24 protein-coding genes are annotated in these 25,657 nt (G+C 52.0%); 15 read left to right on the top strand and 9 right to left on the bottom strand.

Annotation, left to right across the window (positions count from 1 at the left end; all coding sequences use genetic code 11):
• Positions 1-129: 129 nt before the first annotated feature.
• Complete coding sequence (locus DVH26_RS28930; RefSeq protein ID WP_239628244.1) at positions 130-1,644, top strand: sulfatase family protein; 1,515 nt, start codon at positions 130-132, stop codon at positions 1,642-1,644.
• Between the two features lie 39 nt (positions 1,645-1,683).
• On the opposite strand, the gene DVH26_RS28925 is transcribed toward DVH26_RS28930, so the two are convergent.
• The 3 genes from DVH26_RS28925 to DVH26_RS28915 all read right to left on the bottom strand — a co-directional run bounded on the left by DVH26_RS28925 (position 1,684) and on the right by DVH26_RS28915 (position 3,804).
• On the bottom strand, positions 1,684-2,541 hold the full coding sequence (locus tag DVH26_RS28925) for a helix-turn-helix transcriptional regulator (protein ID WP_239628242.1): 858 nt from the start codon (positions 2,539-2,541) through the stop codon (positions 1,684-1,686).
• Between the two features lie 220 nt (positions 2,542-2,761).
• Positions 2,762-3,094 carry a branched-chain amino acid transporter permease gene (locus tag DVH26_RS28920; protein ID WP_239628239.1) on the bottom strand — a complete coding sequence of 111 codons (333 nt, stop codon included), beginning with the start codon at positions 3,092-3,094 and terminating at the stop codon, positions 2,762-2,764.
• Entirely contained in the window at positions 3,085-3,804 is a 720-nt protein-coding gene (locus DVH26_RS28915) for an AzlC family ABC transporter permease (RefSeq protein WP_239628236.1), read from the bottom strand. The genes DVH26_RS28920 and DVH26_RS28915 overlap by 10 nt, the downstream gene beginning before the upstream one ends.
• A 109-nt stretch (positions 3,805-3,913) precedes the next feature.
• Here DVH26_RS28915 and DVH26_RS28910 point away from each other — a divergent pair, with 109 nt between their 5' ends.
• Positions 3,914-5,308 carry an aminotransferase-like domain-containing protein gene (locus DVH26_RS28910; protein WP_239628234.1) on the top strand — a complete coding sequence of 465 codons (1,395 nt, stop codon included), beginning with the start codon at positions 3,914-3,916 and terminating at the stop codon, positions 5,306-5,308.
• An 88-nt stretch (positions 5,309-5,396) separates the two neighbouring features.
• Here the strand turns inward: DVH26_RS28910 and DVH26_RS28905 are convergent, their stop codons facing one another.
• Positions 5,397-8,429 carry a fibronectin type III domain-containing protein gene (locus DVH26_RS28905; protein WP_239628232.1) on the bottom strand — a complete coding sequence of 1,011 codons (3,033 nt, stop codon included), beginning with the start codon at positions 8,427-8,429 and terminating at the stop codon, positions 5,397-5,399.
• A 339-nt stretch (positions 8,430-8,768) separates the two neighbouring features.
• Here DVH26_RS28905 and DVH26_RS28900 point away from each other — a divergent pair, with 339 nt between their 5' ends.
• The 5 genes from DVH26_RS28900 to DVH26_RS28880 all read left to right on the top strand — a co-directional run bounded on the left by DVH26_RS28900 (position 8,769) and on the right by DVH26_RS28880 (position 11,777).
• The gene (locus tag DVH26_RS28900) at positions 8,769-9,188 is read left to right on the top strand and encodes a BlaI/MecI/CopY family transcriptional regulator (RefSeq protein WP_239628229.1); all 420 of its coding nucleotides are present in this window, start codon (positions 8,769-8,771) and stop codon (positions 9,186-9,188) included.
• A 3-nt stretch (positions 9,189-9,191) separates the two neighbouring features.
• On the top strand, positions 9,192-10,040 hold the full coding sequence (locus DVH26_RS28895; protein ID WP_239628227.1) for a M56 family metallopeptidase: 849 nt from the start codon (positions 9,192-9,194) through the stop codon (positions 10,038-10,040).
• Positions 10,041-10,147: 107 nt separating this feature from the next.
• A complete protein-coding gene (locus DVH26_RS28890) occupies positions 10,148-10,558 on the top strand; it encodes a DoxX family protein (protein ID WP_481857554.1) in 411 nt (136 codons plus the stop codon).
• A 77-nt stretch (positions 10,559-10,635) separates the two neighbouring features.
• Positions 10,636-11,346, top strand: coding sequence for a DsbA family protein (locus tag DVH26_RS28885; RefSeq protein ID WP_239628225.1), 711 nt, complete (start codon positions 10,636-10,638; stop codon positions 11,344-11,346).
• A 5-nt stretch (positions 11,347-11,351) separates the two neighbouring features.
• Positions 11,352-11,777: a disulfide oxidoreductase gene (locus DVH26_RS28880; RefSeq protein WP_239628223.1), complete on the top strand. Its 426-nt coding sequence runs from the start codon at positions 11,352-11,354 to the stop codon at positions 11,775-11,777.
• A 109-nt stretch (positions 11,778-11,886) separates the two neighbouring features.
• On the opposite strand, the gene DVH26_RS28875 is transcribed toward DVH26_RS28880, so the two are convergent.
• Positions 11,887-12,195 (bottom strand): hypothetical protein, encoded by a 309-nt coding sequence (locus DVH26_RS28875; RefSeq protein ID WP_239628222.1) that lies wholly within the window; start codon positions 12,193-12,195, stop codon positions 11,887-11,889.
• A gap of 730 nt (positions 12,196-12,925) precedes the next feature.
• Between DVH26_RS28875 and DVH26_RS28870 the strand changes: the two genes are divergently transcribed.
• The 5 genes from DVH26_RS28870 (at position 12,926) to DVH26_RS28850 (ending at position 19,709) form a co-directional block, all read left to right on the top strand.
• On the top strand, positions 12,926-15,172 hold the full coding sequence (locus tag DVH26_RS28870) for a heavy metal translocating P-type ATPase (protein ID WP_239628221.1): 2,247 nt from the start codon (positions 12,926-12,928) through the stop codon (positions 15,170-15,172).
• 129 nt (positions 15,173-15,301) lie between these two features.
• Positions 15,302-15,994: a sulfite exporter TauE/SafE family protein gene (locus tag DVH26_RS28865; RefSeq protein WP_239628220.1), complete on the top strand. Its 693-nt coding sequence runs from the start codon at positions 15,302-15,304 to the stop codon at positions 15,992-15,994.
• Between the two features lie 192 nt (positions 15,995-16,186).
• Positions 16,187-17,527 carry a spore germination protein gene (locus tag DVH26_RS28860; protein WP_239628219.1) on the top strand — a complete coding sequence of 447 codons (1,341 nt, stop codon included), beginning with the start codon at positions 16,187-16,189 and terminating at the stop codon, positions 17,525-17,527.
• Between the two features lie 7 nt (positions 17,528-17,534).
• Positions 17,535-18,617, top strand: coding sequence for a GerAB/ArcD/ProY family transporter (locus DVH26_RS28855; RefSeq protein WP_239628217.1), 1,083 nt, complete (start codon positions 17,535-17,537; stop codon positions 18,615-18,617).
• Positions 18,618-19,709 (top strand): Ger(x)C family spore germination protein, encoded by a 1,092-nt coding sequence (locus tag DVH26_RS28850; RefSeq protein ID WP_239628214.1) that lies wholly within the window; start codon positions 18,618-18,620, stop codon positions 19,707-19,709.
• 43 nt (positions 19,710-19,752) lie between these two features.
• Here the strand turns inward: DVH26_RS28850 and DVH26_RS28845 are convergent, their stop codons facing one another.
• Positions 19,753-20,178 (bottom strand): FixH family protein, encoded by a 426-nt coding sequence (locus DVH26_RS28845; protein ID WP_239628211.1) that lies wholly within the window; start codon positions 20,176-20,178, stop codon positions 19,753-19,755.
• Positions 20,179-20,406: 228 nt separating this feature from the next.
• On the opposite strand from DVH26_RS28845, the gene DVH26_RS28840 reads away from it, so the two are divergent.
• From DVH26_RS28840 to DVH26_RS28830, 3 genes are read left to right on the top strand one after another with little or no spacing between them, the layout of a single operon-like run.
• A complete protein-coding gene (locus DVH26_RS28840; protein ID WP_239628208.1) occupies positions 20,407-21,120 on the top strand; it encodes a metal ABC transporter ATP-binding protein in 714 nt (237 codons plus the stop codon).
• Positions 21,066-21,953 (top strand): metal ABC transporter permease, encoded by an 888-nt coding sequence (locus DVH26_RS28835; RefSeq protein ID WP_239628205.1) that lies wholly within the window; start codon positions 21,066-21,068, stop codon positions 21,951-21,953. Before DVH26_RS28840 ends, DVH26_RS28835 begins: the two co-directional genes overlap by 55 nt.
• 30 nt (positions 21,954-21,983) lie before the next feature.
• Positions 21,984-23,012 carry a metal ABC transporter substrate-binding protein gene (locus DVH26_RS28830; RefSeq protein WP_239628202.1) on the top strand — a complete coding sequence of 343 codons (1,029 nt, stop codon included), beginning with the start codon at positions 21,984-21,986 and terminating at the stop codon, positions 23,010-23,012.
• 216 nt (positions 23,013-23,228) lie between these two features.
• Here the strand turns inward: DVH26_RS28830 and DVH26_RS28825 are convergent, their stop codons facing one another.
• The 3 genes from DVH26_RS28825 to DVH26_RS28815 are packed head-to-tail and all read right to left on the bottom strand — an operon-like array spanning position 23,229 to position 25,647.
• Entirely contained in the window at positions 23,229-23,996 is a 768-nt protein-coding gene (locus tag DVH26_RS28825) for an ABC transporter permease (RefSeq protein WP_239628200.1), read from the bottom strand.
• Positions 23,997-24,767 (bottom strand): ABC transporter ATP-binding protein, encoded by a 771-nt coding sequence (locus DVH26_RS28820; RefSeq protein ID WP_275590428.1) that lies wholly within the window; start codon positions 24,765-24,767, stop codon positions 23,997-23,999.
• Positions 24,768-24,780: 13 nt separating this feature from the next.
• Entirely contained in the window at positions 24,781-25,647 is an 867-nt protein-coding gene (locus tag DVH26_RS28815; RefSeq protein WP_239635521.1) for a pentapeptide repeat-containing protein, read from the bottom strand.
• Between the last annotated feature and the right edge of the window lie 10 nt (positions 25,648-25,657).

Here is a 25,657-nt window from a genome sequence, read left to right as displayed (position 1 = left end):
ATGTAAATCGAGGCTCGGGTGAACAAGTACCAGACAAAATGACAACACGACCATCCGACGAATTGCCATTGGTCACGCCGGATTCCCGATGTATGATGGAGAAAACAGCCGGGAAAGAGGTAGAGTACATTGCAAAGAAAACCTAACATCCTGCTTATTACAAGCGATCAGCAGCACTGGAATACGATAGGAGCGTTTCAAGAGCAGATCAGCACGCCGAATCTGGATCGTCTTGTCCGCGAAGGCACTACCTTCACCCGGGCCTACTGCCCGAATCCTACCTGTACGCCGACTAGATCCTCTATCGTTACGGGGATGTATCCAAGCCAGCACGGAGCCTGGTCGCTCGGAACGAAGCTGCTGGAGGACCGCCATACGATCGGGGAAGATTTGATGGAGCACGGATACCGTACGGCTTTGATCGGTAAAGCGCATTTTCAGCCGTTGAAGGGGACGGACGAGTATCCGTCGCTGGAATCGTATCCGATCCTGCAGGATCTGGACTACTGGAACCGGTTCAACGGGCCGTTCTATGGCTTCGGCCACGTGGAGCTTGCGCGTAACCATACGAACGAAGCTCATGTAGGACAGCATTACGCTTTGTGGATGGAGGAGAAGGGCTGTGCGGATTGGCGCAGCTACTTTTTGCCGCCGACCGGCACGATGGACAAGGAGATCATGCACACGTGGCCGATTCCCGAGGAATACCATTACAATACGTGGATTGCCGAAAGAACGAACACGTTAATGGAGCAGTATAAGCAGCAGGAGGAACCGTTCTTCCTGTGGGCAAGCTTCTTCGATCCGCATCCGGATTATTTGGTGCCCGAGCCGTGGGCGTCCATGTACGATCCCGATAAGCTGGATCTCCCTCAGGCGGTACCCGGAGAGCATGACAATAATCCGCCGCATTTCAAGCTGACCCAGGAGCTGGAAGCGGACTTCACGCCGTGGAAGGAGTCGGGCTTCGGCATTCACGGCTACCATACTCATCAGCGCTACAGCGTCCAGGAGCAGCGGCGCAATATGGCGACCTACTATGGAATGATCTCGATGATGGACCATTACATCGGCAGCATTCTCGACAAGCTGGAAGCGCTGGGTCTGGCCGACAACACGATCGTTGTGTTTACAACGGACCACGGCCATTTATTCGGACATCACGGATTGCACTTCAAGGGGGGCTTTCATTACGAGGATTTGATCAAGCTTCCGTTCCTCGTCCGCTATCCGGGCCAAGTGCCTGCGGGCCGAACGTCAGCAGCCATGCAATCGCTGGTCGACCTGGCACCGACATTCTTAAGCTTGGCGGGTATTCCGGTTCCGAGATCGATGACCGGGGTGGATCAAAGCTCCGTATGGCTTGGTACGCAAAGCTCCGCCCGCGATCATGTGCTGTGCGAATTCCATCACGAGCCGACGACGATCCACCAAAAAACCTATGTCAATGAACGGTACAAATTGACCGTCTATTATAATCAAACGTACGGCGAGCTGTTTGATTTGGCTGACGACCCGCAGGAGCTGCGAAACCTGTGGGACGATCCCCAGCATGAGCAGCTGAAGACCGAGCTGCTGCTGCGCTATGCTTGGGCGGAGCTCGGCAAAGAGCCGATGCCGATGCCCCGCATCGCCAACGCATAAGCAAGACGTATTAGCGAGCGAACGTGCGAACTCGCAGCCCTATAGCTCATCTCTGAAGCTGCTGGGAGAGGAGCCATGGTAGTTTTTGAACGCGCGGGTAAACGAGTACAGATCGGGATAGCCCAAGCTGAGCGCGATTTCCGTTACGGACAACGAGGTGTCCCGAAGCAGCTGGGCGCCCTTGTCCATTCGCAGTTTTTGCAAATACTGCATGGGCGAAGCTCCGGTCTTTTGCGTAAACCGGGTGGAATAATAGGTGCGGTTGACGCCAGCCAGCCGGGCCAGCTCTTCTATTTTGATAGGCTCCATATAGTGCAGACGCAAATAGTCGATGCTGTCGTCCAGCCAATCGCGCTGGATGTCATGGTCATGATCGAAAGTGGAAGCCGACGGTGCCTGAGCCTGGGATAGCCCGTCGAACAGCCGGTACAGCTCGCTCGACTCGATGTAATCGCTGGAATGACGCTGCTCCTGCAGGCTGATAAGGGTATGAAGCGCAGCTTTCACGCGAAAGTCGAGCCTGTTCACCAGAAACGGCTCGGATTCGCTTATATGGAGACTACGGACTGCCTCCGGCACCTGGCTGCCTTCCAAGGCCAGCCACATTAAACGCAGCGGCTTCCCGGAATCATGGATGCGATAGCTGTAAGGGAGGTAAGGAAACAGGCAGAACAGGTCGCCCGCCTTCAAATGCTTACGCTGTCCATTGTACTCAAAGAGCAGCTCACCCTCCATAATAAAATGGAGGCTGTGGCATTCGATAATTTTTGGACCTACATGATAATGGGGCTTGGCGATATTGCGCCCGGCGCGGACAATCCGCATGCCTCCCTTTTGCAGCAGGGGGGAAGGAAGCTTGAGCCATACGTCGGCAAATTCGTGGCCGAATTCCTGCATAACCGATCCTCCAAAGGGTGTAGTAGCTACGGGTGGGCGCTGTCGTGTATCCAAAGCAATGCACCTGCGGTCCCGTCAGCTTTAGGTACAGCATACTGCCAGACCGAGGATTTGACAATCGTTATGAACTGGTGAACGGTTTCCTTCTAATATCACAAAAGAAAAGAGAGTGTCTCTGAAGCTATGAATAAGCCGAGGGATACTCTCTTGCAATTTATTTTTAAAATACCAATTGAATCAAAAGCATGTAGACGAGAGTGCCGCATGCAATGGATAAAAGCATATTCTTTTTCCATAGGTGAAGAATTGCAACGACTGCAATGGCTATCAGCTCGGGGATTCCGTGGTTGCCCGCCAAAAGATTGACATCTCTGATGCTATAAATCACCAGCAGCCCGATAGCCGCCGAGGGCAGCACTCTGCCGAGATACTTCACATAGCTTGGAGTGGGCCGGCCTGATGGAAATATAAGAAAAGGGATAAACCGGGTCATCATCGTTCCCACGACAACCATTCCGATCGTGACGATTTGTTCCAATAAAGTCATTGACATGTGCTTTCCCTAGCTTTCTTCTCGAATTGCTTCCTCATCAAAATAAGCACGAACAAAATGATGATCATGGAAGGGAGAACGAAGCTCCCGCTGTGAAAAATAGAAAGGCATAAAATGGATACTCCGAGACCTAATAACGCGCTGTAATGCACCGTCTCTTTCGTCCATTGTTCAATAAAAATGACCACAAATAGAGCCGTCATTACAAACTCAAGCCCGTCCATATTGATTTTGACCAGCGATCCAAAAAGCCCGCCAATCGATGCCCCAATCACCCAATAGCTGTGATTCAGCAGCGTAACGAAGAACATATACCAGCCTTTGTTTACCCCTTGGGGTATATTTGCCGTGTAATTAATGGAGAAGGACTCGTCGCATAGGCCAAAAATCAAGTAGATCTTTTTTAACCCGGTCCCGCTATACTTTTCGAGCATGGATATCCCGTAAAAAAGATGACGTGCGTTTACCATCAGGGTGAGGAACAGCGCACCTAGCGGATTAAACGCGCCAAGCAGCAGATTGACGGCGACAAATTCCATCGAACCGGCGAAAATAAGCAGGCTCATAAGGAATGCATACCCCGCACCGAACCCCGACACGTTCATAAAAATGCCGTAAGCGACGCCTAGGAATAAAAAGCCTGCGAATATGGGCAGCGTAGAGGGCAAGGCCGCACGAAACGCCAGTTGAAGTTCTTTTTTGCTAATCATGATTTGCTTCTATCTCCTCAGCCAGAATACTTTTCCATGTCATTTTAGCAGTGCAAATCCATACAATCAACGATATAATTGTATGGATTACAATTTTGCGAGGTGCAGCATGCCGATCAATTCCTTCACCGATTACCCTATGTCGTGGAAACCTGACAGAGAAGGTTTGAAGCGACCGCTCTATCTATCGCTGGCCCTGTTACTGGAGCGGGACATTACAAACGGATTTTTGGCTCCCGGCACGAAGCTTCCCCCGCAAAGGGAATTGGCCGATTTTCTGGACGTCAATTTTACGACAATTACACGCGCTTATAAGCAATGTGAGCTGAAAGGTTTAATCTACGCCGTTACAGGAAGCGGAACGTTCGTATCCCCTAATGCAGCGCGCTCCATTACCATTTCCAAAGATAAATTGTCCAATGAAGTTATTGATCTTGGCTTTGTCGCATCCTTCGAGCAGAGCAATGCCGTTGTCGCTGAGGCTGCGAAGAAAGTGATGGAGAAGAGCTACCTGGAGCAGCTTCTTAACTACAACGACCCTACCGGAATTCCGCATCAAAAAATCGCGGCGCTCCATTGGATGAAGGAATTTGGCATCCATGCGGATACGGAAAATACGGCTATTGTATCCGGAGCGCAGAACGCATTGGCGGTTGCGCTGCTTGCTCTATTTGAGCCTGGAAACCGGATTGCCGTGGATATGTATACGTTCGCGAATTTCATTGAAATTTCGAAGCTGTATCGTGTTAAGCTAGTTCCGATTCCGGGCGACGAGCATGGAATGCTGCCGAACGAGCTGGAGCATCAGTGCCAGCAGGTGGAAATACACGGCGTCTTCTTGATGCCTTCCTGTTCTAATCCCACTACGATAATGATTCCGGAAAGCCGCAAAAAAGAATTGGCTGCAGTGATCCAAAAGCATCAATTGATAGTGATTGAAGATGATATTCACGCCTTTTTGTCTGCCGGCGCTTTACCTGATTATGGCCAGCCCATGTACCAGCTGCTTCCCGAACAAACGGTCTATATTTGCGGCACCTCCAAGTCCATCTGTTCCGGCCTCCGGGTGGCGTATATGGTATTCGGCGATGCGTTTAAAGAGAAGATTCTGAAGGCGATATTTAACATCAATGTCAAGACTTCTTCGTTGGATGCCGAGATCGTCACCGAGCTTATACAGTCGGGAAAAGCAGATGAAATCGTTGCGGAAAAAAAGCAGCTGGCGCGGTCGGCCAACCATTTATTCTCAGAGCTGTTCCCGCAGCCTCAATATGCAGGCCATCCGTTAAGCTTTTATAGATGGCTTCCTTTATCGGATCGTGTTACTACAACAAACATGGAGAGTTATTTTCTAAGCAAGGGAATTCGGGTTTATCACTCCGACCGGTTTATAAGCGGGGCTAGCACACAGAGACAATATTTAAGAGTAGCGCTCTCGTCGACCAATTCTATGGAGGAATTACGAAGAGGGCTGGAGATTTTGAAGGAACATCTTCCGGTGTAGGGACGTACCCATGAAAAACGGCCCTGCTCGCAGTTTTGCGAATAGAGCCGTTTGTAATTCGTTCAAACCGCTAAGGAGCAGCTTAAGCTTAGTTTGGCTTCAGCTTGACCTCAATCGTCGTCGGCGCGGATTCCTCATGGAACGTATTCACCGCTGTGACGCTGAAGTTATGCTTCTTGCCGTTGGGCAATCCCGTTACTTTGTACGAGGTGCGGTTGATCGGCTGCGCCGTCAAGCGGATGCCGTCTTTATAAACATAATAGCCCAACACGTCGCTTTCCGTATTGGCCTTCCATGTCAAAGTCGCTTCCTTGTGCCCTTTGTCGGCTTGGAGATCGGAAGGAGAGGCGGGAATCGCATGACGGTTCACCGTTACCGTATACGTACCGGTCGTTTGGCCGTCCGCCGCGAGCACTTTGATAGCGATAACGTTCGCTCCTACGGTAAGGTTAATTGCCCCGGTCTCGTAGACGGCGCCGCTCACCGTATACGTCACATTCGTGACGCTGCCGCCGCTGCTTACGGTGATGCCGTCAAGCTTGGACTTCAGGCTGCCCAAAGTCGTCTGCAGATGGATCGTTTGGACAGAGTTGGCAACGTCCTTCGTGTAGGCCGTTCTCTGAGGATCAAATCCGGCTACCGGATCGTTATTCAGGGAAAGGCTGCTGAGCGTCGCGATGCTTTCCTTGACGACGCGGACCGTAAAGGAAGCGGTCCGGCCGTTATAGGTGGCGGTAATAATCGTTTCTCCCGAACGATGTGCTGTAATTTGCCCGTCAGCGGTAACTGAGGCAACGGATGGATCGCTGCTGACCAGCCCGGAAGCCTGCGTCACGTCGAACGTACCGCGCTCGCCAAGGAAATGCTGCACCTGCAGCGTGCCGGTCTCTTGCTCCATCAGAGGAGCCGACGGACCTTGGATCGCAATATGGTCGTACTGCTCCCACGCTTTCAGATCGACGATCTGCAGCCGGTCGAGCGGATAATTGATGCCGGGCCGATAAATGTTCGCTCCCGATTCGTACATGATGTACAGCTTGCCGTCGTCCGTGACGAAATTACCTTCGGCGGATGGCGGCATATCGAGTGAATCTACCATATTGAGGCCGTCAAGAAACCATACCGGAACACTCGTATTTTCAATCATTACGCTCGAATGAGGCGTTTCCTGCACGCTGACCTTGTATTTCAAAATGTTGCTCTTCGGATTGCCGTTCGTCTGGCTGAGCATCACCTCATCATCCGTAACCGACACGCCTTGAATCCGATCCGTCACGGAGAATATCGTGTTCGGAATCACCATGCCGTCGGATGTGTTCTTGCTGTCAGCAGGTAAAAGATCGGTTGCTTCGTCCAGCTTATAGCCGACGATCCAAGCATTGTATACCTTGTTGTCGCGGGCGGTCATTTTCTGAATCGGCGTCGTCAAATAGTTAGGCGAGCTGTAATAGTCTCCAACCCATAGCGTTCCATTGGAGTACGAAGCGAAGGAAGCACGGGTATTCGTCTTGAAGCTGTCGACGATCGCTAAGTTGGCATTGTCGGGACATTGGATGACGTCGTCGAGATTCAAGCGGAGCATTTCTTTGCCGTAGGCGATCCATACCGACTTCTTGCTGACGGCGACGCCTCCTGCGTGACCGGTGAACGGCTGGCCATTTTTATACAGATGGATCGTCTTGACATGCGCTCCGCTCTGCAGATCGACAATGGTCAGCGTACTGGCTCTGCGGTCGTCGCGGTAGCTGGACAGAATAGCCCAATTCTTGTCCTTGATCACATGCATGCCTTGCGGTACAAGGCCTTGCAGCAATCCAGGCACGATAGGGCCCGGCTGGCTGACATCGAGAAACCGCTGATAGAGCGACGTGTCGCCGACGATCGGCGCGCCGGTCTCTTCCTGCGTCAAAGGCTGGTGCGGCAGAGTGATCAGCGCCGGGAGAGACTTGTCCGATTCGTTGGCCGAAGAATCCACAGCGGCTACCTGCAGCTTGTACTCGAAGCCGCCGGATAACGATGTGATCTCCGCCAAGTACGTGCTCGATGACACCGTTCCGACGAGTGTGCCGTTCCGGTAAATTTTATAGGAAGCCATGTCCGGCTCCGCATTCGGCGCCCAGCTCAGCTTCACCGAGGCAATCCCGGTTGGAGCAACCGTCAAGCCGGCAGGAGCCGCAGGCGGAATCGGATCAATGACGGCGGGCTGCGGCGTGCTCTTGACCGTAGCGGAAGGCACCGACATTTGCGACGTTTCGTTGACTGCGACAACGGCGAACCTGTATTCGGTAAAATTCGTAAGCCCAGTCACCTGGTAGACAGGCTCCGTTGTAAGAGTACTGTCAAGGATGCCGTTGACGAGGACATGATAGCCGATCACATCGGGATCGTTGCTGGCTGTCCAGCTAAGCTGCGCCGAACGGTCTCCCGGCGTGACGAACAAGCCGTTTAACGGCGCGGGTGCTGCCGTTTCAGGAGCTTGCCCCTCCACAAGCAGGCCCGGAGTCGGCGTCTGCTGGTTGGCGGTTTTGCGCATGACGATCGTGCTGTCCAGCGGATAGCTGTAGACGACGCTCTTGTTGAGCACCACGTCATCGGCCGCTCCGGTTCCGTCGCTGTAGGAGGCGCTGCTGAATTTGTAGCCGTCGCTGCCGACAAGAACGAGGGTGCGCGAGCCGCTGTTGGATAAGCCTTGGCCTGAGATCGGGTAAAATTGATCGGGTCTCAAGCTGGAGCCGTAATGGGCGTTAAACGCTTCTACACTACCGGAAAGCCCGGGAGATTGCACCCACAGCACCATCGTATCTCTAGGCTGAATCGTCATCTCTTTGTCCAGGTTCCAGGTGGAGGTCGTATTGTAAATGATTTTATACCCATTCAAGGGTATCGGGGCGCTGCTGTTGTTGTAAAGCTCGATGTATTCATATCCGTCTACGGAGCCGCCCGCCGCGTTCGTTGCGTTGCTGGTGTCTTGAACCATTTCCGTAATAAGCAAGGGCGAGACGGGTGTGGAGTCCGCAGCGGCCCGGGCTTCAGGAAATCCGGTTAAACCGCTAAGGGGAGCAGCGAATATTGAGCAGGCCAATCCGATTCTCGCGGCATGTTGTAAACGCTTTATATTCATGGTTGAATTCTCCTTTATCAAGCTGGGTTTGCAGATTTATCAATAGCTGATTGCCGATCAATGGCAGCACAAAAAGACGAAAGTTCACCCCCTAACAAATTGTCTCCTTCGATAAAGATGAAGGGAAAATGTGCAGGATCAGGGTAATCTCGTCGTCTCCAACCCGTATTCCTTCTATTAAACTAGCACAAGCATCTGAAACGAGAAAAGTATATCATACTTTCGAGCGTGGCGTATATACATAAGAAGTCTTAAAAAATGCCGCCGTTTCCCTTATAATGGGAGGAACTTGACATTTGAAAATGGGGGCACTACAATTTGTAGTGAGAGGTGTGGATATTGAAAATTCATCATTTTAAGACGAATGAGAGCGGCTTGAACCGTTTTTTCGGAGCCTTGGAAGCGAAGATTATGGAGATTCTGTGGGTCAGCGCCGAGATAACGATCAAGGACGTTCAGCAGAAGCTCGAGCAGGGGCAGGAGAAGGCCGTGAATTTCAACACGGTGATGACTGTCATGAACCGGCTGGTAGATAAGGGCGTATTGCAAAAGCGCTTGGAAGGCAGATCGTTCGTATACCGTCCCGTTTTGTCCAAGGAACAATTCATCGACACCCAGTCCAAAGAGCTGACACACGAGTTAATCGAGGAGTTCGGGCCGGTTGTGGTCAATCATATGCTGGACGCTCTGGAGACGGCCGATCCGGATTTAATGGAAAAGCTGGAGCAAAAAATAAAACAATGGAAAAAGGAAACGTAATACATGTGGGAAAATCGATCCAAGTTGATTTTTATATCATGTATGCTCATTGCCGGGGTAATGTTCGCCCAGATGGGAATGTATATCATGCATGCGTTGGCCGGATGGCAGATCCGATATAACGTCATTCAATTGTGCCACACGATGATCCGTTCGCTCGGCATGCTGTGGGTCGGGTACATTTTGAACGCCATCGTCTTTTCCACGTTTGCTTTATCGATATGGATCGCCGCGAGACAGCTGTATTTGTCCAGAAGATTTTACCGGAAGCTGATGTCCTGGCGGAGCGACTCGCTCACTCACGATTTGAATCAGCGGTACAGCGGCGGGCAATATTCCATCGCTGTCGTTCAATGCTCCAAGCCGATGGCCTTTGCCATGGGACTTATCAAGCCGCAAATCGTATTGTCGACCGGATTGGTCGATATGCTGGACCGGCGGGAGCTGGAAGCCGTCATTCATCACGAGACGTACCACCGCAATCATTATGATCCGTTAAAAACATTCCTGATTTCGCTTTGCGCATCGGTCATGTGGTATATTCCGATTTTAAAATCGTTTCATCAAAATTATAAGATCGTTAGAGAAGTGCTCGCCGACAACTACGCTATTAGCAAGACCGGAGATTCGGTCCATCTGGGAAGCGCGCTGCTGAAGCTGCTTAAAGGGAATTCGCCCGTACAAATGCCGTTCTCGCATGTTTCGTTCTCGGACACCTCCATCAACTTCCGTATCCGGCAGCTGCTGGATCCGCAGACGGAGCTTCCGCTGAAGTGGCCGTTTACACCGGCGATGATCTCGGTGCAGGTGCTGTTTGCCCTTTGCACGATGTTTGTACTCGTGATGAACTAAGAAGTCTGTTCCCGGGCGAGTTCGCCGGAACGGCAGCAGGCTTCCATTTTTTTGGGGAATTACACTACAATGTGTAGTTTGAAAATATATTCACTATGAAGGAGGAAATGATGATGAATAACAGGGCCGAGCTTGGAACATTGATTGCCAGAGTGGTGCTGGGCTTTACTTTCTTTGTTCATGGCTACATGAAATTTCAGGGTGGCATCGCCAATGCGGCGGGCTTTTTCAACAAAATCGGCATTCCGGGAATGCTGGCCTACGGGGTAGGCGTCATTGAGCTTGTCGGCGGCATTTGCGTGCTGCTGGGGATAGGAACTCGTATTTTTTCCGTCGCTTTTGCTGGTATAATGGTAGGAGCCATTACGATGGCCAAGCTGTCTGCAGGGTTCGCCGGCGGGTATGAGCTGGAAGTGGCGCTGCTTGCTATGTCCGTTCATCAAGCGCTCAGCGGGGAACAGAAGCTTGCTCTGGGCCGTTATTTCGTCCGCGGACGGAATGCGAAGCAAAGCGTTTAAGTGCAATAAATGGCAGCGTATAGGGAATACTTCGCTTAATGACGGAGCCTAAGACGAACTTTTGATAGAAGGAAGAGATGGAATTGAAGCCAACTGCGAAGAAATCGGTGTACAAGGAGCTGCGCAAGCAGGAGAAGTTAAAAGAGAAAGCCAGAATGAGAATGATCATGTGGATTACGGCCGCTTGCGTCGTAGCGCTGATCGCTATTGCCATTATAGCCATGCCGAAGGCGGCGCCTGTCGAAATGCCGTATGAAACGATGCCGGTATTGGGCAAGCCTGATGCTCCGGTCAAAATTGTCGAGCTGGGCGATTATAAATGCCCGTCATGCCAGGTGTTCAGCCAACAAATCGAGCCGAAGCTGAAAAAAGATTTCGTCGATACGGGCATCGCTTCCTTTCATTTTATGAATTATACGATTATAGGGCCTGATTCCAACACGGCCGCACTGGCCGGTCAATCGATTTTCCATCAAAACAACGAGGCTTATTGGAAATTTTATGATGCGATCTACAAAAACCAGGGAGACGAGAGGACACCATGGGCGACTTCCGCATTCTTGACGGACCTTGCGCGCAACGAGAAGCTGCCGATCGATTATGATAAGCTGAAGCAGGATATCGAGAACAAAACGTATCAAAACGAAGTGGACGCGCATAACTCGTTCGCAAGCAGGAACCGGGTGACCGGTACGCCGACCTTGTTCATTAACGGCAAAAAATTCGATGAGGCGTTCGATTACAATAAACTGAAAGCCGCTATCGAGCAGGCGCAAAAGGGTGAGTAATAGCGATGCGCTCCATTGGCAAACGGTACGGCCTCTATTTGGCCTGGGTGGTCTCGCTTGTAGCCGTAGGCGGCAGCCTCTTCTTCAGTGAAGTGCTGCGCTACGAGCCTTGCAAGCTGTGCTGGCTCCAACGCATTTTCATGTATCCGCTCGTCATTTTGCTCGGCATGGCTTGCTATAAAAACGACCGCAGGCTCATTCCTTACCTGCTGCCTTTGAGCTGTATCGGCGGTTTGATCTCGCTGTATCATTATGCCGAGCAAAAGATCCCCGGGCTTGCCAAGCTGCTGCCGTGCACGGTTGGGGTACCCTGCAATGTGGATTACATTGACTGGTTCGGCTTCGTTACGATTCCGCTGCTTGCTTTGACTGCGTTCATGCTGATTACGTGCAGCCTGCTTCTCGCTCGCGGTTCGGAAGAGGAAGTATAGCAGCTAAATAGGGTACCTTATATTGATCCAATAAAAAAACGCGGCGTCCTTGGAGGGATTTGAATCCCCGGGATGCCGCTTTTTTGTGTTGGAATCAAGGGATCTAGCATTACAAAGACAACGTCACTAGCCCGACTACTATCGTAATTAGTATAAGCAGTGACACAATCCAAGTGTAGATAATGACATGAAGCCTGGGCTTAGTATGTACGATATGATCATCTATGGTTGTTTCGCCTGCAATGCTGTCGATCATAAGACTGTTACCGGGCCGGTTCGAATCATATACAAGCGCCTCTTCATGATCATCCTCGAGCATCTCGGGTAGACTCGTATGTACAGAGGTCTGATGGATGTTACCGTCCATGTCTTTATATTGAAACGTTAGCTTATAGACCGGCTTCTTATTTTCGCTCAAGATGGTTTCTTCTTTGGATATCAACGTACCCTTTGCCAGTACTCCTTTTGTAAGAAGAGGGACGGATCGGATGTACTGACGCAAACAGAAATATGTAAATAGAGCACCTGCTATTGGAAATAGATAAACAAAGATGAGGTCCAGCGGAAACATGTTACCGCGTGCTCCTATAATTCTTGAATATTCAGGTTTGCCCGCAGGGTAATGGATGCTGACGTTGTCACCCGCTCTGAAAATCGTATCGGTAGCATAAGAGGTTCCGCTGATTGTTTCTCCTGTTTGTATAGTAAATTGGTGATTTACTGCATAGATTTTGGCTCTATTGATGGATGCATTAGTAGGAAGAACAGAGGTTACTTGACCTGAGACTTCAATAGATTCACCTCTAAAATGGATAATGGACATATCTATCTTGGGGGTAATCAGTATGGATAACAAGAGACCGATAAAAAGAAAGATCCAACCGAGCAAATAGATTACTCGTCCGAAAAGTAAACTAATCTTCGTTTGAAACGAGATAGTACGATTGTTGGGCATTATTTAGTTTACCTCCTTAATCATTTCCTTATATTAACATAGACTAGTTCCTTTTTACTAGATGGGAGCTTATTTGAATGGAAGCTATCTAAGCAGAAAATTACTCGCCGTCGGTTAGCATGATTGCTTGAGCCAGTCCATATATTGGTACGGAAAGACAGCGGGCAATCTTAATGAAGATGGAGTGAAGACGATGAACGGTACAGCGCCTACGGCGGTCCGGCAGGTCGTAATGAACATCACGGGAATGACATGTGCGGCATGCGCCGCTCGCATAGAGAAAGTGATCGGCAAGCTGGACGGCGTCGAGCAGATTGACGTCAACCTTGCCCTGCACCGGGCTACGCTGCAAATCGTTCCCGCCCGGATCACCCTCCGCAGCATCGAAGATAAGGTGCGGCAGCTGGGCTATACGGCGGAGGAGCATAATCCCGGCATGGCGGACAGGAGCGGTGCCGATCCGTTTGAAATCCGCAGAACGGGGGCTGTGCTGCTCCTTTCCTTCCTGTTCATGGTCCCGTTCCTGTGGGCAATGGCGGATCACCATGCATGGTCAGCCTCGATCCCTGTGCCCGAGCTGCTGGTGAACCCGTGGTTTCAGCTGGCTTTGGCGACTCCGGTTCAATTCATCATCGGGCTGCCCTTCTACATCCGTGCGTTCCATGCGGTAAAAAACGGCGGCGCCAACATGGACGTGCTGATCGTTATGGGAACCTCGGCTGCGTATTTTTACAGCCATTATTTAATGTTTCATCCAAGCTCAACTGCGGGCCATGCGGCAGGCGGGGCTCATCATACGCCTTTGTATTTCGATGCAAGCGTCATGATTATGACGATCGTCTGGTTCGGGAAATGGCTGGAGGCGCTGTCCAAGCGGCGAACGCTGCACAGCCTCCGGCAGCTTCATGAGCTCCGGCCGGAGATGGCGCAAGTCATTAGGGGCAGCCGTGAGCTGCGGGTCCCGTTCGAAGAGGTGGCGAGCGGAGAACTGCTCGTTGTGAGGCCCGGAGAGAAGATTGCTGTGGACGGCGTCGTTACCGAGGGGTATGCATCCGTTAACGAGTCGATGATCAGCGGTGAAGGCTTGCCGGTCGATAAACGGCCAGGAGACCGGGTGATTAGCGGTACATGGAACCAGAACGGGGTGCTGAAGGTCAAAGCGACAGAGGTCGGACACCAGACGACGCTTGCCAAAATGATCCGGCTGATGGAGGAGGCGCAAAGCTCGAAGGCGCCGATTCAGCGGATGGCGGACAACATATCCGGCATCTTCGTGCCGATCATCATAGCTATCGCTGCGGCGACGTTTGCTGCATGGTACTTCGTGGTGGAGCCGGGCGTAACCGGAGGGGCTTTGGAAAAAGCGATAGCGGTGCTGCTCATCGCATGCCCGTGCGCTCTGGGGTTGGCTACGCCGACTTCGATTCTGGTCGGGTCGGGGAGGGCGGCTCAGCTTGGCATCTTGTTCAAGGAAGGCAAGCATTTGGAGGAGCTTCCGCGTACGGATGTAATACTGCTGGATAAAACCGGCACGATCACGATAGGCAAGCCGCATCTGTTCGATGTAATGGCAGCGGGAAGAAGAGACCGCGCGTCTCTGCTCCGCACCGTTGCCGCAGCGGAGCAGCATTCCGAGCATCCGCTGGCTAAGGCGATTGTCGAGGCTGCCTTGTCCGAAGGCTCGGGGGCGCTGGAGCTCCCGGCCAGCGAACGTTTCGAATCGTCGGCGGGGCGCGGTATCAGCGCCGTAGTGGAAGGCTCAGCCGTTCTCGCCGGAACGCGCAAATGGCTTCAGGAGCAGGGCGTAGCGCCGATTCCTCCATCGGGCCGCATAGAGCGATGGGAGCAGGAGGGCTGCAACGTCATTTATGCCGCCATTGACGGCGAATGGGCGGGAGCCATCGCGCTGAGCGACCGGATCAAGCCGGCGTCGCGCAAGGCGATCCAGCAGTTCAAGGCGATGGGAGCGGAGGTGATGATGGTCACAGGCGACCATCATCACACAGCGCGCTCGATCGCGAAGCAGGCGGGCATTCGGCACGTCTATGCCGAGATGCTGCCGGAGCACAAAGCGGCGCTTGTTCAAGAATTGAAGAGCCAAGGCAAGCATGTGGCGATGATCGGAGACGGCATCAACGACGCGCCCGCGCTGGCGGCGGCGAATGTCGGGGCGGCGATAGCCAAAGGAACGGACATCGCCAAAGCGGCCGCCGATGTCGTCCTGCTTAGAGGCGACCTGAACGGCATGGTTCGCGCTATCGGAATCAGCCGCCGCACGATGCAGATTATCCGGCAAAACCTGCTGTTCTCGCTGATGTATAACGCCCTGGCGATTCCCTTCGCGGTAAGCGGCTATTTGGCGCCTTGGGTCGCCTGTACGGCTATGGCGTTCAGCTCGGTCACCGTCATTTGCAATGCGCTCAGGCTGCAAAAAGCTTGAATTCGGAAGCTGCTAGCTTCGTGCTTCCGGTGAAAGGGTGCTGTTCCCAGGCCCGGCAGGAGCGCAATGCTATGGTTCTTCGTTCGCCGGCTGCATCATACATATAAGGCAGCATAGCTTGCACAGGAGGTGAAGCCCATCCTGACTGCAGACGGAATCATTTTGGCCGCCTTGACGGGCCTTATGGGAGCGCCCCATTGTATCGCCATGTGCGGAGGAACGGCGGGCGGCTTCGCCTTGAACGCGGATACGGGAGCATTCCGCGCCGTCCTGGCGTACAATCTGGGGCGATGGACGACCTATATCGGACTCGGAGCGGTCATGGGAGCCTTGGGCTCCTTTGTCAATGTGGCGGGGAAGCTGGCGGGGATTCAAGCCATTGCCAGCATGGCGGGCGGCGCACTTATCTTGCTCTGGGCGTTCCGCAAGGCCGCGCTGCCTTTGGCCCGCTGGGGACCGCTGCGCTTCGCGCCGGTGAGCCGGCTCGCGTCCAAGCTCCGCTCCCGCAAGGATGCCGCTGCGATCTACGCAAGCGGCATCCTGCTTGGCTTCATCCCCTGCGGCTTGACGTACGCGATGCAGATGAACGCCGCTGCGAGCAGTCATGCCTGGAGCGGGGCGCTGCTCATGGCGGCGTTCGGGCTGGCGACGTTCCCGGCGCTGATAGCCGCAGGCCTCTTTGCGGGCGCGCTGAAGAAGTCGCTGCGCAGCAAAATCCAGCGCGCAGGCCACTACATTGCCGTATGGATCGGCGTGGTGTCGATACTGCGCGGCATGGCCGCCAACGGATGGATTCCGAGCATCCATCCGTGGCTTTGGTAGCCCGGTTCGCGGGACCGGGCGCAGGAGCAAAACCAAGGACACCTCACGTCGGGAGGTGTCCTTGGTTTGTTTTCTCTGCGACTCATATCGGTCCAAGGGACGACAGGTAGCGTGCCAAGGCCGCTGCATAATATTTTTTCATCTATTGGCTAATAATAACAGTCAAATGTGTAAGCAACGAGGTGCTATGTGGTGAGCGAGCTATGGCTGGACCGGATCTTTCCGTTTATGAGCAAGTCCGATGATTTCGTATGGAAGACGATGTCCGACCGCGGATTTCTTGTTCAGTATTTTTATCTTGTCTCGATGATTGACGCGAAGCAGTTGGACAGCCTTGTACTTCCTGCGATTATCAGCAGCCAGAACCAAGAAGAGCTTCAGACGAAATTGCTCTCCTTAGGGAGTATGATAAGTGCAAAGGAGCCTGCTTCACTCGATCATCACTTATTGGACGGGACCATTATAGTCCGCCTAGACAATGCCTTGTTCACGATTCCGGCGAAGAAGATAAGATCCGACCAGCCGGAGGACATGAAGGTCGAGCAAACCTTGCTGGGACCGCAAAAATCGTTGTCGGAATCCATCGATGCGAACCTGGGAATTATCCGCTCCCGTTATCCGAACGTAGAATTGCGGGCGGAGCCTTACGTACTGGGCACTCTTACAAAGACGCGAGTTTTGATGCTGTACGATCAATCACGGGTAAAGCCGGAATTATTGGAAGAGGTCCAAACGAGACTCTCCCGCGTCCAATTTGATATATTTCAGTCGGTAACCCAGCTGGAGATCGGAATGAATAATCGCCGGCTTTCTTTGTTCCCCCGGATGCTGGTAACGGAAAGGCCGGATCGAATCGTATTGAATCTGGCCAAGGGTAAAGTAGTGATCATGGTCGACGGCACTCCGTTCACGCTTATTGCCCCGGCCGTTTTTTATGACTTCATGTCGGCCATGGACGACTTGTACCAGAGCTTCTGGGTTGCAAGAGCTCTTGTTCTTCTGCGTTATTTGGCATTGTTCCTCACGATTACGCTGCCGGCCATTTATATATCCATAGTTTCGTTCAACCCGGACATTACGCGGGTCCAGCTAACATTGTCCATTGCGGGCAGCCGTGCGGCAGTGCCTTATCCTTCCTATGTCGAGGTGCTCATCATGATGTTCCTTACCGAAGCTTTGACGGAGGCCAGCTTAAGACTGCCGAAATATATAGGTTCGACGGCCACCACGGTCGGCGGTTTGATTCTTGGCCAGGCGGCACAGCAAGCAGGCCTTGTCAGCAGCATTATGATTATTATCACATCGGCGGTCGCTATCTCCAACTTTGTCATCCCGATCAATGTCATGAGTTATTCCGTGCGCATTTTGAAGTATGTGTTTATTATATTCGCTTCCTTCTTTGGGATCGTAGGCACAGCGGTCGGGTTGTTCTGCCTCATCGGCCATATGGCCAATATGAGAAGCTTCGGGGAGCCTTATTTGAAGCTGTTCATCGGCGAAGCAGCTCAGGGGCGGCCGATACGCACCAAGTGACGCGCCCATGAAACGCTACTTTTATTATTTGCTGATCATGAGCATGCTGACGAATACGATCTTTTTCATTCCTACCATATTGGTAGAGCAGAGGTTTAACGGCGCGTTGCTAGGTATTGGCTTCAGCGTAATTTCAGGGTGTATTTGCATTTACTTATTCAGTAAGGGAATGGGACGGTTTCCCGGCAAGGATCTTCCGGATATATTCCGTCTTTTTTTTCCAAGGTGGTTTCGCATTCCGTATGTCTTCTTTCTCGGCTTCATGTGGTTTACCGCAGGCGGTATTATCGTCATCGCTTATTCAAGAATCATTCAACGGTTTGTCAATCCGGAATTCAATCTTTTTGTGTTGATCGGTTTTTTCCTCACGGTCTGCTGCTGGCTGGCATCCGGCAAATCACGTTCCATCCTATACGTGGCGGAAATCATTCTGGTGCTGAATGTTCCTTTTATCATATTGCTCCTGTTTAAGGCGGTAACGTCCCCTGAGCTAGATTGGGATGCTGTAAGGGTTATGACACATTATTCCACTCAAATGCCAAGTTTTCCGATCGTTTCAACGGCAACCTACGTGTTCACAGGCTATGTCAACTGGGTCGTCTTTAACAGAGAGTTCTCCGGATTGGTGCTCAAGCATACGTGGGCTATACCGGTCACCGGCCTGCTGGTTATGCTGTCCAGCTTTCTTATTCCAATCGGACTGCATGGCACCATAGGGGTGGAATCGTATGTTCATCTATGGGTCAGTACGGCGGATTCACTGCGTTTGGAATTCGGCTTTATTGAACGTGTCATTTACATTTTTCTCGTGCTCTATTTGTCCGTATCCCTGTTATTTGTTTGCGTGACATGGCATGTGGGGGGCGAGCTGATGAAAAGTGCCGCTCAAGATTTGCAGATTCGCCAAAAATGGATAGGAAATTGGCTTCCCTTTATCGTGATGTCGATTCTTGTCTTGTTGACGGTGCAGTATTTTAACGAGAAGCAGTTCCTCGAAGTAGCTAAGTGGTGGTTCATCATACGATATCCGAGCGAATGCATGCTGGTCATAATGGTCTACTGGCTTGGGAAGAGGAAGGGAGGAGTCTAGTTGCGCGCCTGGATTTCTATTGTTCTTACTGCGGTAATGCTGTCAGTGTCGGGATGCGGGTTTAAAGATATCGACAAGCGTTACTTTGTATTGGGGATTGGAATTGATAAAACGAATGACGATACCAAGCCTTACCGGGTTACTCTAAAGCTGGGAATTCCATCGGCTAAGGTTGAGCCGGGGCAGTCGAATCGTTCTCAATTAATAAGCCAGGACGCGTCAACGATCACGGAAGCGGTTCGATTGCTGAAATCCAAAGTCGATAAGGAGCTCGATTTCGGTCACACGAAAATTTATTTGTTCGGCAAAAGTCTGGCTTATGACGACATTCAGAAGCCTCTGGATTGGTTCGTACGCCGGCGGGATACTCAAATGATCGGATACGTAGCTATCGGAGAGCCGAGCGCGGAAAAGATTCTGTCCACCAAGCCGCCGTCTGAAAGGCTGCCGGCCAACGCTTTGATTATGTCCTTTAACGGGGAGGGGACCGAGTCTTCTTATATTATGACCGAAAGGCTCTCCGACTTTCAGCGCCGCATTACCGAAAGAGGCAAGGATCCTTATATGCCCATCATCCAGATGTCTGGCGAGTCGTTTGCTATCCTGCGCGCAGCCGTAATGGACAAACATAGGATTAAGCTCGAACTAAGCGAGCAGGAAACGCGGGTTTTGAACGAGCTGTTGAAAAAAAATAAAAATTTCGAGCTTTACACTAAGAGCGGTAAAGATGATTTTGCTATGTCAATAAATCGATTCGGCATGAAATACAAGCTGCTCAATGAGCAGGTAAATCCCAAAATCCGGATGACCTTTCACATAACGGGGGTTGCGGAGGAATCGAGCAGGAGGCTGCATTCCCAGGATTGGAGCCGGCTTGAGCGTGTCGCCGCAAAGCAGGCGGAAGAGCGTTTTCTTGGGTTGTTAAGGCGATTGCGTGATCACGGCCTGGATCCGATTGGCTTCGGGCTGAGGTACCGGGCTATGGGACATGTCTCTGACGACGAATGGCAAAAGTGGCTGGAGCTCTATCCTAAGACGGAATTTGACCTTCAGATCCACGTTCAATTTGTAGGGACAGGTTCGGTAAAATGATCTTAGCAACGACCCCGCGTGATTGCGCCCATGCGCCAATTCATCAGCGCGCCGCCCAGAATGGGTGCTGCATCGAATAAGTATGGCCGTTCAACGATACTTTGACATCGGCCGTAGATGCTCCCGCCATCAGCGGGATGCCGTCCCCGTGATAAATTCCCGGCGCGACTTCCGATGCCTTGACCGTACTCGTCCCGCAAAACATATCCGGCATCGACAACGTGATGTCAATGGCCGCGCCGCTGACAGGCCGTTGATCCGCCTGGCGAATCTCTACCGTGAAGCCGTTAGGCTTGAGCACGACGGCGTGGTCGGTATTCATTTTGACTTCAAAGGTATAAGGCTCCTCCGTAAATACGGATACCGGCTTATAATCGGGAATCGGTTGATGCTGCTGCACGAGCCAAGCTCCGCACAGAACGGCGGCAATCCCGGCCAAGCCGTACAGCAGCAGGTTTGTTTTGTCCATGCCGCGCCTTCTTTCCGAGGTGGTGTTTCTTAATAAATATATCGAAATGAAACCTTTTATGACGAAAAGGTATTCTTATGCAAAGTGATAATCGTAAAAAATACTATTTACAAACGGGTGACTATCCTATATGATAGTCCATGTCGGTTTTAATAGTAATAATTACATTTAATGGTGTGGTACAGTCAAACCATCATTCTCATGTGCGGGAAGGAGGGGCACGCCCCAATGGAATTAGCTGCAATGAGCAACGTCGTATTCGGCTATTCGGATTTTCCCTGCCTCGAGGATGTACATCTATCGATAGCTCAAGGGGAATTTGTTGCGATAGTCGGACCGAACGGGGCTGCCAAAACAACGCTGCTCAAGCTGATGCTTGGCCTGTTGAAGCCGTGGAGCGGCGAGGTGATGTATCCGGTGGCAGCAAAGCAAGGGGACGGAACGAAGACGAGGGTAGGCTACGTCCCGCAGCAGATGGCCGCTTTTAACAGCGGATTTCCGAGTAAGGTGATGGAGTTTGTCCGCTCCGGACGATTTGTTCGCAAACGATGGTATTCCCGCTGGAACGTCGAAGATCGTCAGGTAGTGGAACAGGTGCTGAAGCAGGTGGGCATGTGGAGCTTCTGGGATTCCCGGATCGGCGAGCTGTCCGGCGGTCAGAAGCAGCGGATCTGTATTGCGAGAGCGTTGGTGCAGGAGCCGGATTTGCTGGTGCTAGACGAGCCGACGACGGGGATGGATAAAGAAAGCAGGCTGGCGTTCTACGAGCTGATGGATGAGCAGGTGAAAATGCACAAGCGTACGGTAGTCATAGTCACCCACAACTTGGAAGAGGTGCTGCCGAAGATCGATCGCGTAATCGAGCTGAAACGAAAGGAGGGGGGCGATTGGAAATGCTGCACTACGAATTCATGCAGCGGGCATTTTTGGCCGGGGGCGTAGTCTCGCTGCTCGCATCGGTATTAGGTGTGTACCTGATGCTGCGGAGGCAGGCTTTGATGGCGGATACGTTATCCCATGTGTCCTTGGCAGGGGTTGCCATCGGGTCTCTGCTTCATGTGAATCCGGTATGGACTGCGTTCCTCACCGCGATCGTAGGCGCATGCGCCGTGGAATACGTCCGCAGGTCGTTCCGCTCGTTCAGCGAAATATCCATCGCCATCATCATGATAGGCGGGCTGGCATCGGCTGTGGTCATCATGAATATGAACCAGGGACTTTCCAAAAGCATGAGCGCCTACCTGTTCGGCTCCATCGTTGCCGTCAGCAATACGGAATTGCTATTGATGTCGGCGGTTGTCGCAGCAGGCGGATTGTATTTCTTTTTCTTGCGGCGTTCCTTGTACATGCTGACCTTTGACGAAGAGACAGCGGAGACCAGCGGTCTGCGGGTCAAGCTGCTGACGTTTTCCTTCAGCATCGTAACGGGAATGGCTGTTGCCGTAGCGATGCCTATCGTCGGAGTGCTTCTGGTGTCTTCGCTCGTCATTTTGCCTGCCTCTCTTGCGATTCGGGTGGCGCGCGGGTTTACAGCCGCGATATGGCTTTCAATGGGCATTGGGCTGACCGGTGTTTTTACTGGTCTAACCGCATCGTACCGGCTTAGTACGCCTCCTGGAGGTACGATTGCCCTGATATTGCTTTTGTTTTTGATCGCAGGCTTGCTTATGAAAAGATGCTGGGTCTACATAGGGAAGCTGCTTAATAAGCGGCTGCCGCAGAACGACAAGGAAGTCCGTTCAACGCAATGGACACGGCAAGGAAGCCGGTTTTAATTAAACGAACTTTTATGGAGGGTCATACAAATGAGAACACTATTACAAACATCGCTGGCGGTGCTAATGACTTCAGTCTTGGTGCTGGCCGGCTGCACGGATTCGAAGCCGACGTCCGGGGATGCCGCCGCACCAGCCGCTCCCGCAACGGCGTCTGCAAGCAAGCTTAAGGTGGTGACGAGCTTTTATCCATTGTATGAGTTTTCCCGCAATGTAGCCGGGGACAAGGCCGATGTAGTGAACCTGGTGCCGGGTGGAGTGGAGCCTCACGATTGGGAGCCGACCGCTCAAGACATGAAGCGAATTCATGAATCCGGGGTGTTCGTATATAACGGAGCCGGTATGGAGAGCTGGGTGGATAAAGCGCTGGACAGCGTTAAGCAGGATAAAACGATCATTGTGGAGGCTTCCAAAGATCTGGAGCTCATGGAGGGAGCAGGGGAAGACGGGCACGACCACGATCATGCACACGATCATGAGCATGACGGGAAAGAGGAGAAAGACGGTAAAGATCATGACCATGCTGAGGAAAAAGGAATGGATCCGCATGTCTGGTTAGACCCGGTCCTGGCGCAAAAGCAAGTGAAGGCCATTCAAGCCGCGCTGGAAAAAGCCGATCCTGCGAATCAGGAGGCTTATAAGAAAAATGCGGATGCTTATATCGCCAAGCTGCAGGAGCTTGACGGGGCCTTCAAGGAAGGCTTAAGCGGCGCCAAACGCAAGGAATTCGTTACGCAGCACGCGGCATTCGGATATTTGGCCAAAAGGTATGGCTTGACGCAAGTTCCGATCGCAGGCTTGTCACCCGAGCAGGAGCCGTCTCCGGGGGAAATGGGAGAAATCGTCCAATTCGCTAAGGAGAAACAGGTGAAGACGATTTTCTTTGAGACGCTGGTCGCACCGAAAGTGGCGGAGACGGTAGCCAAGGAAGTCGGCGCCAAGACGGCGGTGCTGAACCCGATCGAGGGGCTGACTGACAAAGACAAAGCCGACAAACTGGACTACATCGGCATAATGAAAAACAATCTTGCGGCATTGAGGGCCGCTCTGAACGAGTAAGTGAAAATATGGGCTCCTCTTGGCCTTGGGCCGGGGGGACCGAGCTGAGCTGTTGGTTGGGAGCGGCGGCAGGACACAGCTTAATTGGGGTCAAAAGCTCAAAATAACAAAAATATACGCCAAGCCTATGATGATGTCCCCCGGCTTGGCGTTTTCCTTTTACATAATATCTAAGTTTTATATTGATCATTGGACTAGGTTCCTTCTTTAACTATTTTACCCCCGCTTTTTATACGCCCTCATCGCAAAGATATAAGCTACGAGCGTAATTCCGATGCACCACGCAAGCGCAATCCATATATCATTACCCACCTGATGACCTGATAATAATGCACGGATGGCTTCCACGATCGAGGTCACCGGCTGGTTTTCGGCAAAGACGCGAACAGCAGTCGGCATAGACTCTGTCGGCACAAACGCCGAGCTGATAAACGGCAGGAAGATAATCGGGTAGGAAAAGGCGCTTGCGCCATCCACTGATTTTGCGGATAACCCGGCAATCGCCGCTATCCAGGTTAATGCCAGTGTAAACAGCGCGAGTATACCGGCTACTGCAAGCCATGACAGAATACCCGCCGACGAACGAAAGCCCATAATCAATGCTACGAGAAGGATGACGACAAGGGATAAAGCGTTGGATACTAGCGAGGTTAGGACATGCCCCCACAGTAGGGTGGAACGGGAAATCGGCATGGTGTGAAACCGCTCGAATATGCCACGCTGCACATCGGTAAACAGGCGGAAGGCCGTGTAGGCAACACCGCTAGCAATAGCAATCAGTAGTATACCGGGCAGCAGGTAATTCACATAGTTATCCGTTCCGGTTTGAATTGCGCCGCCGAACACATAAACGAATAGCAGCATAAAAGCGATCGGCATGATGGTGACCGTGATGATGGTGTCCATGCTGCGGGAAATATGTCGCATGGAGCGTCCAACCATAACGCCCATATCGCTGAAAAAGTGATTCTTTGCCGTCTCCATTTACTTTTCCTCCTTTTTGCCGACGATGGCGAGGAATATTTCCTCCAAAGACGGCTGCTTTTCAACATACTCTACCTTGGCGGAGGGGAACAGCTTTTTTAACTCCGAGAGCGTGCCGCTGGCGATAATCCTGCCCTCATGCAGGATGGCAATTCGGTCGGCAAGCTGCTCAGCCTCCTCTAAATACTGCGTGGTTAAGAATATGGTCGTACCGCCGTCGGCCAGCTCCTTGACAATCTTCCAAACCTCGATGCGCGCTTCGGGGTCAAGCCCTGTGGTTGGTTCGTCAAGGAAAATAATCTGCGGATTTCCTACAAGGCTCAAGGCGATGTCCAGCCTGCGGCGCATACCGCCCGAATAAGTGGACACCCTGCGGTCGGCAGCGTCCGTGAGGCCGAACCGTTTTAACACGTCGTCCGCCACCTTGCGCGGATCCTTGAGGTAACGCAGCTTCGCAATCATGATAAGATTTTCCCGTCCGGTCAAAATTTCGTCCACGGCGGCGAATTGCCCGGTCAGACTGATCGCCTGCCGCACGCTCTCGGGTTTTGACGCAACATCGAATCCGTTTATGACAGCGGTTCCGCTGTCTTGTTTGAGCAGCGTGGTGAGGATTTTGACAACCGTTGTCTTGCCTGCGCCGTTGGAGCCGAGGAGGGCGAAAATACTGCCCTTTTCCACCTCGAAATCTACGCCCTTCAGCACTTGGAGCTGCTTGTAGGATTTTTGCAGACCTTTTACTTGAATGGAATTGGCTTGCACGGTTTGCATTGGATTCCCTCCCTTAAATGACTGTCACTTTTGACAAATCGGCTTCCATGCCTTTGAGCAGAGCGAAGGTCAGTTTATCCATCGTTGCGCCGTCAAAGCAGATGGTTTTGATCATAAGGTAGTACTTCTTAGAAAAGGTAAACCCGGACTGGAAAGAAACATTTTTAAGTGTAGCCCCCCTGAACGAAGCTCCGTTTAATGCCGCTTTGTCAAACGTAACTCCGATAAACGTCTGTCCGTCAAAACACATCCCGCCCAGATCGGAGTACTTGAAGTCAACACCATCAAATGAACAACCTTCAAAAATCGTTTTTCTAAGATCGGTCATCGATAGTGTGACGTCGGTCAGTCTTACACCTGTGAATTTGGCTCCATCAAGACCTGACTTGCTGAAATTGGTTCGTACAAGGATCGTCTTATTGAAGCTCGCATTCCTGAGATCAAGGGCCGATAGGCTGCAGTCCGTCAGATTCGCGCGGTCAAAATTGGCTTCGCGTACGTCGCTGCTCTTAAATGAGCTGCCGGTCAAATCTGCGCCCGAAAAGTCGGAACCATGCAGTGCGCTGCCTATAAACTGTCCTTTATGGGCCGTAACGCCTGCAAAGTCGCTTTTCACCAGGTTGCTTGAGCTAAAGTTGGTCAGTACTTGCCGTTCCAGCGAACGGGAGAGGTTGGCGACCTCCAGGATCGTCTGCTCGATGTCGCCGATACCCTCAATAGTCATCTGAAACGCTGTTTCATCGTCCTTGCCATCCGCTCTGAGTTCGCGGTATCGCTCCTGCAAATCGGAGAGCAGGTCGGCCTTTAATTCGGTGACGCTTTTTACCCCATCGTATGGCGTAAACACGCTGTTCAGATAATCCGTCAATTTCTGATTCATCATATCAAAT

It is taken from the genome of Paenibacillus sp. H1-7 (assembly GCF_022354825.1).
In the GTDB taxonomy this organism is placed as follows: domain Bacteria; phylum Bacillota; class Bacilli; order Paenibacillales; family NBRC-103111; genus Paenibacillus_S.
Note: the sequence above shows the minus strand (reverse complement) of the source record. Positions and strands in the feature narration are given on the sequence as shown.

Excerpts from the sequence above, each read along its gene's own strand:
- DVH26_RS28925 (WP_239628242.1), bottom strand. The coding sequence starts at position 2,541 with ATGCAGGAATTCGGCCACGAATTTGCCGACGTATGGCTCAAGCTTCCT.
- DVH26_RS28920 (WP_239628239.1), bottom strand. The coding sequence starts at position 3,094 with ATGTCAATGACTTTATTGGAACAAATCGTCACGATCGGAATGGTTGTC.
- DVH26_RS28915 (WP_239628236.1), bottom strand. The coding sequence starts at position 3,804 with ATGATTAGCAAAAAAGAACTTCAACTGGCGTTTCGTGCGGCCTTGCCC.
- DVH26_RS28910 (WP_239628234.1), top strand. The coding sequence starts at position 3,914 with ATGCCGATCAATTCCTTCACCGATTACCCTATGTCGTGGAAACCTGAC.
- DVH26_RS28905 (WP_239628232.1), bottom strand. The coding sequence starts at position 8,429 with ATGAATATAAAGCGTTTACAACATGCCGCGAGAATCGGATTGGCCTGC.
- DVH26_RS28895 (WP_239628227.1), top strand. The coding sequence starts at position 9,192 with ATGTGGGAAAATCGATCCAAGTTGATTTTTATATCATGTATGCTCATT.
- DVH26_RS28890 (WP_481857554.1), top strand. The coding sequence starts at position 10,148 with ATGATGATGAATAACAGGGCCGAGCTTGGAACATTGATTGCCAGAGTG.
- DVH26_RS28885 (WP_239628225.1), top strand. The coding sequence starts at position 10,636 with ATGGAATTGAAGCCAACTGCGAAGAAATCGGTGTACAAGGAGCTGCGC.
- DVH26_RS28880 (WP_239628223.1), top strand. The coding sequence starts at position 11,352 with ATGCGCTCCATTGGCAAACGGTACGGCCTCTATTTGGCCTGGGTGGTC.
- DVH26_RS28870 (WP_239628221.1), top strand. The coding sequence starts at position 12,926 with ATGAACGGTACAGCGCCTACGGCGGTCCGGCAGGTCGTAATGAACATC.
- DVH26_RS28855 (WP_239628217.1), top strand. The coding sequence starts at position 17,535 with ATGAAACGCTACTTTTATTATTTGCTGATCATGAGCATGCTGACGAAT.
- DVH26_RS28845 (WP_239628211.1), bottom strand. The coding sequence starts at position 20,178 with ATGGACAAAACAAACCTGCTGCTGTACGGCTTGGCCGGGATTGCCGCC.
- DVH26_RS28840 (WP_239628208.1), top strand. The coding sequence starts at position 20,407 with ATGGAATTAGCTGCAATGAGCAACGTCGTATTCGGCTATTCGGATTTT.
- DVH26_RS28830 (WP_239628202.1), top strand. The coding sequence starts at position 21,984 with ATGAGAACACTATTACAAACATCGCTGGCGGTGCTAATGACTTCAGTC.
- DVH26_RS28825 (WP_239628200.1), bottom strand. The coding sequence starts at position 23,996 with ATGGAGACGGCAAAGAATCACTTTTTCAGCGATATGGGCGTTATGGTT.
- DVH26_RS28820 (WP_275590428.1), bottom strand. The coding sequence starts at position 24,767 with ATGCAAACCGTGCAAGCCAATTCCATTCAAGTAAAAGGTCTGCAAAAA.
- DVH26_RS28815 (WP_239635521.1), bottom strand. The coding sequence starts at position 25,647 with ATGAATCAGAAATTGACGGATTATCTGAACAGCGTGTTTACGCCATAC.